The following is a 12,137-nucleotide window of genomic DNA, read 5'->3' as shown; positions in this document are numbered from 1 at the left end:
CGGGGCCGGCATGGAATCGGGAGTACCCTCGACTGGTGACAGATGAGCAGAAGCCTGAGGCCGAGGCAGCTCCCCCCGAGAGCGAGGACGTCTCGGGCGTCGGCTTCACCTACTTCGTCGGACGCTGGATCGTCGCCCCGCTCGCGCGCATGGTCTATCGGCCGCGCATCGAGGGTGTGAGGAACGTTCCCCGCAAGGGCCCGATCATCCTCGCCAGCAATCACCTGTCGTTCATCGACTCGTTCGTCATCCCGATGTTCGCGCCGCGGCCGGTCTACTTCCTCGCCAAGTCCTCCTACTTCGACGGCAAGGGGCTCAAGGGCTGGTTCAGCCGTCAGTTCTTCACGGCGATCGGTGCGACCCCGGTGCAGCGCGGCGCCGGCCAGGCGGCGCTGGACGCCCTCGACCAGCAGCGGCGCATCCTCCAGTCCGGGCGTGCGATCGCGCTGTATCCCGAGGGAACCCGTTCGCTCGACGGCCGCCTCTACAAGGGACGCACGGGGGTGGCCTTCCTGGCGCTCGAGACCGGCGCGCAGGTCGTCCCCGTCGGTTTGATCGGCACCAACGAGGCCATGCCGGTCGGCGCCAAATGGCCCAAGTTCTCACCGCGGATGGTCATCCGCTACGGCGAGCCGCTGGATCTCGCCCACCTCGGACCCGCCTCGTCGGGGCGGGCGCGACGGCAGGCCACCGACGAGATCATGGCCGCGATCCACGCGCTGTCGGGTCAGGAGCTCGCCGGCGCCTACAACGAGGCTCCCGCACAGAACCCCGTGGAGCGGCTGCGGCAGGTGCTCCCGCACGAGCGGCGCTGACGCGCTCAGCCGGCGACGAGGATCGTCGGCTCGTGCCGCACCGGGAAGTTGACGCTGTTGGCGATGAAGCACCAGTCTCGCGCCTGCGCGTGCGCGGCCGTCGCCGCGTCGCGCATCGACTCGTCCGCGATCGTCACCGTCGGGCGGAGCACCACTTCGGTGAACGCGCCCCCGCCCCGGCCGTCCTCGGTCATCGTGCCGGAGGCGTCGTCGGTGTAGGCGACCACGACGACGCCGGCCCCGACGCACGCGTGCAGGTAGGACAGCAGGTGACATTCCGACAGCGCGCCGAGGAGCAGGTCCTCCGGGTTCCACTTGGACGGGTCGCCCCGGAACGGCTTGTCGCTGGACGCCGCCACATCGGGCTTGCCGTCGACGGAGAGGGTCACCGAGCGGTCGTAGTCGCGGTAGCCGCTCGTGCCGGTGCCGCGGTCCCCCGTCCAGGTGGCCCGCAGCGCATAGCGATGTTCTCCGATCACCCCGCAAGTCTGCCATCCCGCGCAGGCCACGGGCCCGTCGGCTCCACGGCGTCGGCCGCCTCCGACGATAGGCTGGCCGCGTGACGCAGACCTTCACCGTGTCCTCCGCCGTCGAGCTGGCGGTCGTCGAGCGCAGCGGCTTCGTCGAGTCCCGCCACAGCGGATCGGCGATCGTCCTCGATCCCGAGGGGGTCGTCCTCGAGAGCCTCGGCGACGTCGACAGCCCGATCCTCCCCCGCTCGAGCCTCAAGCCGCTGCAGGCACTGGGCTGCGTGACGGCGGGCGCCGCGCTCGACGGCGAGCGCCTGGCACTGGCCACGGCGAGCCACTCCGGCACCGACCGGCACGTGGCCGTGGTCCGCGACATCCTCGACGCCGCGGGGCTCGACGAGTCCGCGCTGCAGTGCCCGCCGGCCTGGCCCGGCGACGCTCCGACCCGCGACGACCTCGTGCGCCGGGGCGAGGGCCCCTCGCGCGTGCGGATGAACTGCTCGGGCAAGCACGCCGCGATGCTGCTCGCCTGCACGTCGGCCGGCTGGGATCCGGCGAGCTACCTCGATCCGGCGCACCCGCTCCAGGCGCACATCCGCGAGGTCGTCGAGCGTCTGACGGGTGCCCGCGTCAGCGCCACCGCCGTCGACGGCTGCGGCGCCCCGGTGTACGGGATGAGCCTCACCGCGCTCGTGCGCGCCCTGCACCGGATCGGCACCGCCTCGGAGCGGTCGCCGTTCGCGCTGCACCGCTCCGCGGGCACGCTCGTGCGCGCCGTGCGGGAGAACCCCTGGACGATCGACGGCCCGGGACGGCCCGACACCATCGCGATCGAGCGCCTGGGCGTGTTCGCGAAGGGCGGCGCCGAGGGCGTGATGGTCATGGTGGCCCCCGACGGCACCACGACCGCGTTGAAGGTGCTCGACGGGAGCGGCCGCGCCGCGACCGCGATCGCACTCGCCCTGCTGGAGAAGCACGGCGCCCTCGCCGCCGCGGATGTCGCCGCGACGATGGCACAGCTTCCGCTGCCGGTCCTCGGCGGCGGACGGGAAGTCGGCGCGATCCGCCCGACGGTCTAGGAGCCCCACCCGGGCGCGGAGAGGAAACCCCATGAGGATCAGCGTTCCCACCGAGATCAAGAACAACGAGTATCGCGTCGCCCTCACCCCCGCGGGGGTGCACGATCTCGCCGCCGCCGGGCACGAGGTGTTCGTGCAGCGCGGCGCCGGTCTCGGGTCGTCGATGTCCGATGCGGAGTACACCGACGCCGGCGCGACCCTGCTCGACGATGCCGCGGAGGTGTGGGCGCGGGCGGAGCTCCTGCTGAAGGTCAAGGAGCCGATCGCCGCCGAGTACGGATACTTCCGCGACGACCTGGTGCTGTTCACCTACCTGCACCTCGCCGCCGATCGACCGCTGACCGAGCGCCTGGTGTCCGACCGGGTCACCGCCATCGCCTACGAGACCGTCCAGCAGGTCGGCGGCGGTCTCCCCCTGCTCGCGCCGATGAGCGAGGTGGCGGGGAGGCTCGCGCCGACGGTGGGCGCGGCCACGCTGATGCGCTCGGCCGGAGGCCTCGGTCTGCTGATGTCCGGCGTTCCGGGCACGCGTCCGGCCACCGTCACCGTCATCGGAGGCGGTGTCGCGGGGGCGAACGCAGCCGTGATCGCAGCGGGGCTCGGCGCAGACGTCACGATCTTCGACACGAACATCCAGCGGCTCCGCTTCCTCGACGACCACTTCCAGGGCCGCGTCAAGACGGCATCGTCGAATCCGCTCGACCTCGACCGCGCGGTGGTGAACAGTGACCTCGTCATCGGGTCGGTGCTGATCCCGGGGGCGAAAGCGCCCAAGCTGGTGACCAACGACATGGTCAGCCGGATGCGGCCGGGATCGGTGCTGGTGGACATCGCCGTCGACCAGGGCGGCTGCTTCGAGGACACGCGGCCGACCACCCACGCCGACCCCACCTTCGAGGTGCACGGGAGCGTCTTCTACTGCGTCGCGAACATGCCGGGCGCCGTACCGAACACGTCGACGTCTGCGCTCACCAACGCGACCCTGCCCTACGTCCGGCGTATCGCCTCGCTCGGCTGGGAGCGCGCGCTCGCGGCCGATCCCGCACTGGCGGCGGGCCTGAACACGACCGGTGGCGCGGTCGTGAACGCCGGCGTGGCCGAAGCGCACGCGATGGCGTCGACGCCGCTCGCCGACGTGCTGGTCGCCTGAGCCCGTCACGACGGCAGCAGGATGCGCGCGACCGCGCCGTCGCCCGCCCGCAGCCAGGCGCGGCCCGCCTGCGGCAGCGCGAACGGGGGCACCTCCGGTGAGCCGGTGATCGCCCGGTACTCCGCGGCGCACGCCGCATCGATCACCAGGTGCCCTTCCGCGCGGGCGCGCGCGAGCAGACGCCACTGACCGAGCCAGGCTTCCGGCGTCCCCCAGAGCACACGGCCCGGGGCGGGCACCGCCGACGGGTCGTCCACGGTCACCACCTCGCGCCCCTCCGCCGCCCAGCTCTCGATCGTCGACCGGGTCCGCGCGCCGGCGGGGGCGACGAGGGCGACCGGCAGGCGCGAGGGGCGCCATGGGCGCTGCGCAGCGGTGGCCTCCGCGGCGGCACCCTCGCCGTCCGGCTCGGTCCACAGCCCCTGGACGAGGATGCCGTCGCACCTCCCCCGTCCGGGCGGGAGCCGCGCGGGGTCGCCGGGCGCACCTCCCGCGGCGAGGTGGTCGCTTCGCGAGGCATGCGACAGGAGCAGTCGCCGCGGGATCGCCTCCACGATCCGCGCGACGGCGCCGCCCGGACGCTGCGCCGAGACCACCACCTGCACCCCGCGTCCACGGGCCTCGCGTGCGAGCCGTTCGATCCGCTCCCTGACGACGGCTCCGTGGTCGGGACCGAGGCGGGCCAGCAGCAGATCCAGGTCGTCGGCGACGACCAGGGCGCCGCGGGCCACACCCTCCGCGGCCTCGGTCGCATCCCATCCGCGCTCGGGATCGGCGGGGATCGTGAGGACGGCGCCCGCCTGTCGCGCGAGGGCGCGCAGCGCGCTCGTGCGGCCGCTGCCAGAGGCACCCAGCACCACCAGCCCGGGTTCGTCCGCGGGCAGCGCGAGCGGGCGCTGCCGCTGGTGCTCGGGCTCGTCGGTGACGCCGAGGATCAGCTCGCCCGGTCGGCGCTCCACCTCGCGGAGGCCAATGACGGCCGGCAGCGGCTCCAGCCACGGCCTGCGCGCGGGCGGATGCGAGATCGTCTCGAGTCCCTCGATGTCCGCCGGAGCGCATCGGGAGACCCGCAGCGCTCGGGCAGCGGCGTCGACCGGCCTCCGGACGAGGCAGACCCCGCGGTCCTCGACCCGCCCCGACAGCGCGGCGGCCTCGTCGGTGCCGATCACCGCCCGCGAGTCGGAGGCGTCGGTGACGCGCAGCGCCAGCCGCAGCGGGGCGTTAGCCAGCACCGCCTCGCGGAACGCCCCCGCCGCGCGCTGCGAGGCCAGGACGAGGTGGACGCCGAGCGCGCGTCCTCGCGCCGCGATGTCGCCGAAGAGCTCGTGGAGCGCCGGGTGCGAGGCGACGAGGGCCGCATACTCGTCGACCACGACGATCAGGCGCGACAGCGTGCCGCCGGCCTCCTCGACGTCGCGGACCGCGGCCGCGGCGAGCACGCGCTCACGGTGACGCAGCTCGGCGCGCAGGCTCTCGATCGCCCGGACGGCAGCGGTCTCGTCGAGATCGGTCAGCACGCCGGTGACGTGCGGCAGCCGCGCGAGCGGGTCGAAGGCGCGCCCGCCCTTGAAGTCCACGAGCAGGAAGGAGACCTGCTGCGGCGTGTGCACCGCCGCCAGGGCGACCACCCAGGAGATCAGCAGCTCGCTCTTGCCGGACCCCGTCACGCCGATGACGACCGCATGCGGCCCGTCGGCGATCAGGTCGATGACGACGGGCTCGCCCGCGCGCGTGCCCACCACCGCCGGAAGGCCGCCCGGCCGTGGTCGCGGCGCCGCGACGAGCAGCTGCGCGAGCGGCGGTGCGGGCTGGTCGGCGGCGCCGCGCAGCGCGCGAGCGCGATCTGCCAGGATCGCCGCCAGCTCCCGCGCCCGATCGCGCGAGACCGGCTCGATCTCCACCTCGCGGCTGACGTCACCGTGATCGACGCGGGCGCGCGCGGGCCCCACGAGCGACAGCACGACGCCGCAGCGCGGTGGCGGCGGGTCCCCCTCGGCGACGACGGCGATCACGACGCCGTCATCGCGCTCGCTCCGTTCGCCGGGCTCCGACAGGCGCAGGAGGCGCCTTCCGGTGCTGCGGCGGTGCGGCAGCACCGCGGCCCAGCCGTCGTCCGCGGTGATCACGCGCAGCTCTCCCGGAGGAAGGTTCAGACACGCCTGCAGGAGGAGGCCGCGCGCGACCGCCCGGGCGAACACGGGCGGCCCGACCACCGCCACCCCCTCATCCAGCGGCACGGTGACGGGAGCGCGTGCGAGGACGCGCGCCGCTGCGCGCAGCAACCTCACGGCGTCACCGTCGTCGCCGCCCTCGACCCGCACCGCGCTCGTCGCCTCACCGCGGCCGACGACGAGGCTCCGGACGCGCTCGGGCACCGGCCTCCAGATCTCCTCGGGCCGCGCCGCGTGCGCCGCGACATCGGGATGTCGCACCCACAGCGCCGCCCGCTCGCGGTCGTGCCGGGCCGCCACCTCCGCGCGGATCGCCGCGAGTCTCCGCGCGTGCGCCGCCCGCTCCCGCCGCGCGGCACGCCGGGATCCGCGACGGCCGTCGAGCAGCCCCGCGAGCGCCAGCACCGGCCCGAGCAGCGCGAACCACAGCATGGCCGTCGACCCCGTCACCGCCCACAGCAGCCCGGCGCCCAGCACGGGTGCGAGCGACGACAGCAGGGGAAAGCCGGGACGCACCGGCTCAGCGGGCGCGGAGGGGAGCCGAAGGGGTTCGTCGGGTGCGGTGGTCACCGCCCCAGTCGAGCGGAGATCACCGCTGCGCGGACGCTTCCGGTGCCGTCCGGTGGAGAGGAGCGCTCAGTCCTCGAGCGGGGAGGAGCCGGTGCGCGACACGTTCAGCACGATGATCGTGATGTTGTCGCGACCGCCGTTCTCCAGAGCGGCCTCCAGCATCGCGTCGACGGCCTCGGTGGGGTCGTCGTGCTGCAGGAGGAAGTGCAGGATGCCGTAGTCGGTCAGCTCCTTGGTGAGCCCGTCACTGCAGACGACGAACCGGTCGCCGTCGACGACCTCGAGGCGCACGTAGTCGGGAGCCACGCCGTCGGAGGGCCCGACGGCGCGCGTGATCACGTTGCCGTAGGGGTGGTTCTCGGCCTCCTCGGGGCTCAGCCGGCCCGCGGAGATGAGCTCCTGCACCACCGAGTGGTCCGTCGTGATCTGCGCGAGGCTCTCGTCGCGGAACAGATAGACGCGCGAGTCGCCGATGTTGAGGGTGACCCAGGTGGGCTCCTCACCCGTGTCGTCGAGGTAGACGCCGGTGACCGTCGTGCCGGTTCCCTCGTCGGTCGCCTCGGGGTGCGAGTCGATGTCGGCCACCGCACGGCCGAGGGCCTTCTCGATGGCCTTGGGGCTGACCGTGCCCTTGTCCGCCACCGCGCGCAGCCGGGTGATCGTGCTCGACGACGCGATCTCGCCGCCGATGTGGCCGCCCATGCCGTCGGCGACGACGAACAGGGGGTACTGGGCCAGCACGGCGTCCTGATTGACGTCGCGGCGACGACCGCGATGGGTGACCTCGGCCCAGGACAGTTCCAGAGCGCCGTCCGGCAGCGAGACCGTGTGTCTCTGCGTCGCGGATTCGGCCACGATCCCACCCTTCCTGGTCGTCGGTGGACGTGGTCACACTCTAGTGGACCGGCCTGTGCCGCCCGGACCACGGCCGGGCCGCGTCGGGCAGGAGGACGCCATCCGGGCGCGCTGCGATGCGTGCCCGGATGGCGTCATCCGTCCTCAGGCCTTCGGCGGCTCCGTCGTCGGCGGCTCCGTCGTCGGCGGCTCGGCGACCGGCGGCTCGGGCGCGGCGGACGGAGCGGCCGGCGGCGGCGTGGGAGCGGCGGACGGCGCGGCCGGAGCGACGTAGCCGGGCGCGGTGACGGGGTTGGCCGGGTATCCGCCGGCGGGCGCCTGGCTGGGGATCCCCGCCCAGGTGGTGGTGTCGGAGAGGAACCCGTTGCCGGCCCAGGGGGCGGCGGGAACGTTGAGGTTCCACCGCGACTTGTCGAACGCGTTGATGCCCAGCCACACGGGCGCCAGGAAGAAGTAGAGGATGACCCACACCGCTTCCTTCTGGAGCTTGAGGCCGACCCGCCACGCTGCGAGCAGTGCGATGACGTGCATCGCGAGGCCGAGGACGCCGTTGAGACCGGGCACCCAGAAGAGCACGATCGCAGCGCCGCCGGCGATGAGCACGAGCCAGGGGTTCAGGTCGCCGAGCTTGCTGAACACCATGAAGTTGTAGATCGGCACCCAGGCGCGCCACTTGCCCTGCACGCCGGCCTTGTCGAAGACCTTCATGAGGAAGTAGGCGGTCACCACGTAGATGGCGACGCCGATGAGGAAGCTGAAGAAGCCGAGAATCGCGAGGGCCGCCAGTGCGGCACCGTCCGGGTAGTCCATGTCGATCCTTTCCGAGGGGCGTGAAGGCGGCGAGCCGTCGGCCGAGGGCCTCGGCTGGTGCCATGCTAGCGAGCAGCCGTCGCGCTGCACAGGATCGCGCGCCCACTCGCGGTGCGCCGCCGAGCGTGGATAGCCTGGCGCTACACCCCACGGAAGGACCGTCATGACCGACAGCACCCCCACCCCGCCTCCCCTTCCGTCTCAGCCGGCCGCCCAGGCCGCCGCGGCCCCCACTGGCGCACCGGCAGCCGCCGAGGTCGATGACACCGGCGTCCCGCGGCTGCTGGGCGACGTCGACGACATCGGCCGCGGCTTCTTGTCGGCGCTGTTCGACATCTCGTTCACGACCTTCATCACCCGCCGTCTGGCCAGCGCGTTCTACGTCGTGGGCCTCATCGCCATCGCGATCGGCTTCATCGCGACGTTCTTCGGCGGCATCATCGGGGGTATCCGGTCGCTGTGGTGGAACCCCGGCGGCGGCATCGCGCTGATCGTCTCCACGGTGATCATCGTGCCGATCCTGGCCTTCATCGCCGTCGTGGTGCTGCGGTTCGTGATCGAATCGGTGGTGGCGCTCATCGCGATCGCCGAGAACACCGAGCGGACCGCCCAGAACACGGGCAGCGCCCCGAACACCGGCAGCGCGGTCACTGCGAACACCGCAGGAACGCCGGGCACCTCGACCGCACACGCCCCCGAGACCGGGACCGCGCGCGAGGCCTGATGGGCGCCGGCCTCAGACGACGAGGTCCAGCTCCCCGGGCGCACCGGGCCGCACGTCCCAGCCGGCGGCCTCCGCCCAGCGACGGAAGCCGCGGAGCGAGCCCACGCGCGGCCGGTCCTCGGCCAGCGCCCGCACCAGCGCGCCCTTCGCGTGCTTGTTGAAGTGGTTGAGGGCGCGGACCACGCCGTCGTCCCCCGCCGTCACGACGCGGAGATATGCCGAGGCCACCCCGGAGGGCACCGGGCCCAGCGCGGCATACGCCTCGGAGCGCAGGTCGAGCACGACCGCGGGGGCCAGCGCCGCCAGCGCAGAGGTCACGGCATCGGCCCAGACCCGGCGCAGCGGCGGGATCCCCGGAAGAGTCGTTCCCGCCGCCAGCCGGTAGGCGGGGATCGGGTCGGTCGCACGGACCGGGCCGAACGGAGCCGACTGGATGAGGACGTGCGCACCCAGCCAGCGCCGCGCCGCTGCCGGCAGCGACGACGCGTCGAGGGCGTCGAACAGCACGCCGGTGTAGCGGTCGACCGCAGCCATCGTCGGCGCCTCGCGGAGCGCGGCGTTGTCGGCGATCTCTCCCCGCTGCCGAGCGCTCAGCCGAAGCACGCGCGCCGCCTCCTCCTCGTCCGCGCTGAGGCCCACGAGCGCCTCGGACACAAGTGCGCGCTGCGGGGCCAGCGACGGGAGCGCCAGGCCTCCGACGTCGAGGGGCGCGCCCGCGCCGCCCGGTCGCTTGGTCTCGGACGGCGGAAGCAGGATCAGCATGGCGGTGGCGGGATCGACACGGGACGAACGGCTCCGGAGAAACAGCGACGCCGCCCGGGTGAGCGGGCGGCGTCGCGACGTGGTGTCAGGATTCGAGGCTGGCGTGGCCGGCGACGATGGTGAGCTCGTCAGCCTCCATCGACAGGAAGCCGTCCTGAGCGCTGGCGATCACCTTGCTGCCGTCGGCCTGCGTGATGCGGACCTGACCCTCGGCGAGGATGGCCAGCACGGGCTCGTGGCCCGACATGAAGCCGATCTCGCCCTCGACGGTCTTGGCGACGACGAGGCTCGCCTCACCGTGCCAGACTTCCTCCTCCGCGGAGACGAGGGTGACAGTCAGGGGCATGTCAGCCGTTCTCCTTCTGGATCTTCGCCCACTTCTCCTCGACGTCGCCGATGCCGCCGACGTTGAAGAAGGCCTGCTCGGCCACGTGGTCGAAGTCGCCCTTGACGATCGCGTCGAACGACTCGACGGTCTCCTTAATCGGGACCGTGGAGCCCTCGACACCGGTGAACTTCTTCGCCATGTAGGTGTTCTGCGAGAGGAACTGCTGGATGCGACGGGCGCGGGCCACGACGACCTTGTCCTCCTCGGAGAGCTCGTCGACACCGAGGATCGCGATGATCTCCTGCAGCTCCTTGTTCTTCTGGAGGATCTGCTTGACGGCGGTGGCCACGCGGTAGTGGTCGGCGCCGATGTAGCGCGGGTCGAGGATGCGGCTCGTCGAGGCGAGCGGGTCGACGGCGGGGTACAGACCCTTCGACGCGATCTCGCGGGAGAGCTCGGTCGTGGCGTCGAGGTGCGCGAACGTGGTCGCCGGCGCCGGGTCGGTGTAGTCGTCAGCGGGAACGTAGATCGCCTGCAGCGAGGTGATCGAGTGACCGCGGGTCGAGGTGATGCGCTCCTGGAGCACGCCCATCTCGTCGGCGAGGTTCGGCTGGTAGCCCACGGCGGAGGGCATGCGGCCCAGCAGCGTGGAGACCTCGGAACCCGCCTGCGTGAAGCGGAAGATGTTGTCGATGAACAGCAGCACGTCCTGCTTCTGCACGTCGCGGAAGTACTCCGCCATCGTCAGCGCCGACAGCGCGACGCGCAGACGCGTCCCCGGCGGCTCGTCCATCTGACCGAAGACGAGGGCGGTCTTGTCGAAGACGCCCGCCTCCTCCATCTCGTGGATGAGGTCGTTGCCCTCACGGGTGCGCTCGCCGACGCCGGCGAACACGGACACGCCGCCGTGGTCCTGCGCGACGCGCTGGATCATCTCCTGGATGAGGACCGTCTTGCCGACGCCCGCACCGCCGAAGAGGCCGATCTTCCCACCCTGGACGTACGGGGTCAGCAGGTCGATGACCTTGATGCCGGTCTCGAACATCTCGGTCTTGGACTCGAGCTGGTCGAAGTTCGGCGCCTGGCGGTGGATGCCCCAGCGCTCGGTGACCTCGATGGTCTCACCCGGCTCGGCGTTGAGCACGTCACCGGTCACGTTGAACACGCGACCCTTGGTGACATCGCCCACGGGGACCGTGATGGGACCGCCGGTGTTGCGCACCTCCTGGCCGCGGACCATACCGTCCGTCGGCTTCAGGGAGATGGCCCGCACGAGGTCGTCGCCGAGGTGCTGCGCGACCTCGAGGGTGATCTCGGTCGACTCGCCATCGATGGTGATGGTCGTCTTCAGAGCGTTGTAGATGTCGGGGATCGAGTCGTGCGGGAACTCGATGTCGACGACGGGGCCGGTGACGCGCGCGACGCGACCGACGACCGTGGTCGCTTCAGCGGTGGCGGTGGTGGTCATTCTCTGTCTCTTTCGTGGGGTCGTTACTTGCCCGATGCGAGGGCGTCGGCGCCGCCGACGATCTCGGCGATCTGCTGCGTGATCTCGGCCTGACGCGCGTTGTTGCGCAGGCGGGTGTAGTCGGTGATGAGCTTGTCGGCGTTGTCGCTGGCCGACTTCATCGCCTTCTGCGTGGCGGCGTGCTTGGCCGCGGACGACTGGAGGAGGGCGTTGAAGACGCGGCTCTGGACGTAGACGGGTAGGAGGGCGTCGAGGACGACCTCCGGGCTCGGCTCGAACTCGTAGAGCGGGTAGACCTGCGTCGACGACGTCTCGGCCTCGTCGGCCTCGACGACCTCCAGCGGAAGCAGGCGCACGGTCTCGGGCGTCTGCGTCATCATGCTGATGAAGCGGTTGTACACGAGGTGGATCTCGTCCACGCCGCCGTCCTCGCCGCCGAGGTCGTAGGCGTCGATGAGCGCGCCGGCGATCTGCTCCGCGGTGTTGAAGTGCGGCGTGTCGGTGTCGCCCGTCCACTCCCCCGCCCACGGCATCCGGCGGAACTGGAAGAAGCCCACCGCCTTGCGACCGACGAGGTAGTACACCGGCTCCCGGCCCTCGCTGCGCAGCAGCTCGCCCAGCTGCAGGCCCTCACGGAGGATCTGCGAGTTGAACGCGCCCGCGAGCCCACGGTCGGAGGCGAAGATGACGACCGCCGAGCGGCGGATCACCTCGCGCTCGGTGGTGAGCGGGTGCTGGACATTGGAGTGCGTCGCCACGGCGGCCACGGCCCGCGTCACGGCACGCGCGAAGGGGGACGACGCGCGGACGCGCGCCATCGCCTTCTGGATGCGCGAAGCCGCGATGAGTTCCATCGCCTTCGTGATCTTCTTGGTCGTCTGAGCAGAAGAGATCTTCTGCTTGTAGACCCGGAGTTGTGCGCCCATAGGTTCTGT

Annotated in this window: 12 protein-coding genes; 4 read left to right on the top strand and 8 right to left on the bottom strand. The window is 72.1% G+C overall.

Translation table 11 applies throughout. The annotated features are described in order from the left end of the window. Positions 1–35: 35 nt before the first annotated feature. Complete coding sequence (locus ACPWUT_RS04415) at positions 36–815, top strand: lysophospholipid acyltransferase family protein (RefSeq protein ID WP_425841045.1); 780 nt, start codon at positions 36–38, stop codon at positions 813–815. Positions 816–820: 5 nt separating this feature from the next. Here ACPWUT_RS04415 and ACPWUT_RS04410 read toward each other — a convergent pair whose 3' ends face one another. Then, the gene (locus tag ACPWUT_RS04410) at positions 821–1,294 is read right to left on the bottom strand and encodes an OsmC family protein (protein ID WP_284528086.1); all 474 of its coding nucleotides are present in this window, start codon (positions 1,292–1,294) and stop codon (positions 821–823) included. A gap of 80 nt (positions 1,295–1,374) precedes the next feature. Between ACPWUT_RS04410 and ACPWUT_RS04405 the strand changes: the two genes are divergently transcribed. Both ACPWUT_RS04405 and ald read left to right on the top strand, forming a co-directional pair. Beyond that, positions 1,375–2,364, top strand: a complete 990-nt coding sequence (locus ACPWUT_RS04405; RefSeq protein WP_425841042.1) for an asparaginase — start codon at positions 1,375–1,377, stop codon at positions 2,362–2,364. Positions 2,365–2,395: 31 nt separating this feature from the next. Continuing rightward, the gene (gene ald, locus ACPWUT_RS04400; RefSeq protein WP_284528084.1) at positions 2,396–3,514 is read left to right on the top strand and encodes an alanine dehydrogenase; all 1,119 of its coding nucleotides are present in this window, start codon (positions 2,396–2,398) and stop codon (positions 3,512–3,514) included. Positions 3,515–3,519: 5 nt separating this feature from the next. On the opposite strand, the gene ACPWUT_RS04395 is transcribed toward ald, so the two are convergent. The 3 genes from ACPWUT_RS04395 to ACPWUT_RS04385 form a co-directional block, all read right to left on the bottom strand. After that, positions 3,520–6,255, bottom strand: a complete 2,736-nt coding sequence (locus tag ACPWUT_RS04395) for an FtsK/SpoIIIE domain-containing protein (protein WP_425841039.1) — start codon at positions 6,253–6,255, stop codon at positions 3,520–3,522. Positions 6,256–6,321: 66 nt separating this feature from the next. Beyond that, positions 6,322–7,110, bottom strand: a complete 789-nt coding sequence (locus tag ACPWUT_RS04390; RefSeq protein WP_284528082.1) for a PP2C family protein-serine/threonine phosphatase — start codon at positions 7,108–7,110, stop codon at positions 6,322–6,324. A 144-nt stretch (positions 7,111–7,254) separates the two neighbouring features. Continuing rightward, a complete protein-coding gene (locus ACPWUT_RS04385) occupies positions 7,255–7,920 on the bottom strand; it encodes a large exoprotein (protein ID WP_284528081.1) in 666 nt (221 codons plus the stop codon). 163 nt (positions 7,921–8,083) lie between these two features. Here ACPWUT_RS04385 and ACPWUT_RS04380 point away from each other — a divergent pair, with 163 nt between their 5' ends. Next, complete coding sequence (locus ACPWUT_RS04380) at positions 8,084–8,644, top strand: DUF4282 domain-containing protein (RefSeq protein ID WP_425841035.1); 561 nt, start codon at positions 8,084–8,086, stop codon at positions 8,642–8,644. A 12-nt stretch (positions 8,645–8,656) separates the two neighbouring features. On the opposite strand, the gene ACPWUT_RS04375 is transcribed toward ACPWUT_RS04380, so the two are convergent. From ACPWUT_RS04375 to ACPWUT_RS04360, 4 genes are all read right to left on the bottom strand, one after another. Further along, a complete protein-coding gene (locus tag ACPWUT_RS04375; protein ID WP_284528079.1) occupies positions 8,657–9,406 on the bottom strand; it encodes a YaaA family protein in 750 nt (249 codons plus the stop codon). Between the two features lie 85 nt (positions 9,407–9,491). Further along, complete coding sequence (locus ACPWUT_RS04370; RefSeq protein ID WP_284528077.1) at positions 9,492–9,752, bottom strand: F0F1 ATP synthase subunit epsilon; 261 nt, start codon at positions 9,750–9,752, stop codon at positions 9,492–9,494. 1 nt (position 9,753) lies between these two features. Then, positions 9,754–11,202: a F0F1 ATP synthase subunit beta gene (atpD, locus tag ACPWUT_RS04365; RefSeq protein ID WP_284528076.1), complete on the bottom strand. Its 1,449-nt coding sequence runs from the start codon at positions 11,200–11,202 to the stop codon at positions 9,754–9,756. Positions 11,203–11,225: 23 nt separating this feature from the next. Further along, a complete protein-coding gene (locus ACPWUT_RS04360; protein WP_284528075.1) occupies positions 11,226–12,128 on the bottom strand; it encodes a F0F1 ATP synthase subunit gamma in 903 nt (300 codons plus the stop codon). Between the last annotated feature and the right edge of the window lie 9 nt (positions 12,129–12,137).

The organism is Microbacterium sp. PA5 (assembly GCF_049860775.1).
Taxonomy (GTDB): domain Bacteria; phylum Actinomycetota; class Actinomycetes; order Actinomycetales; family Microbacteriaceae; genus Microbacterium.
This window is presented reverse-complemented; position numbering and strand designations above follow the sequence as displayed.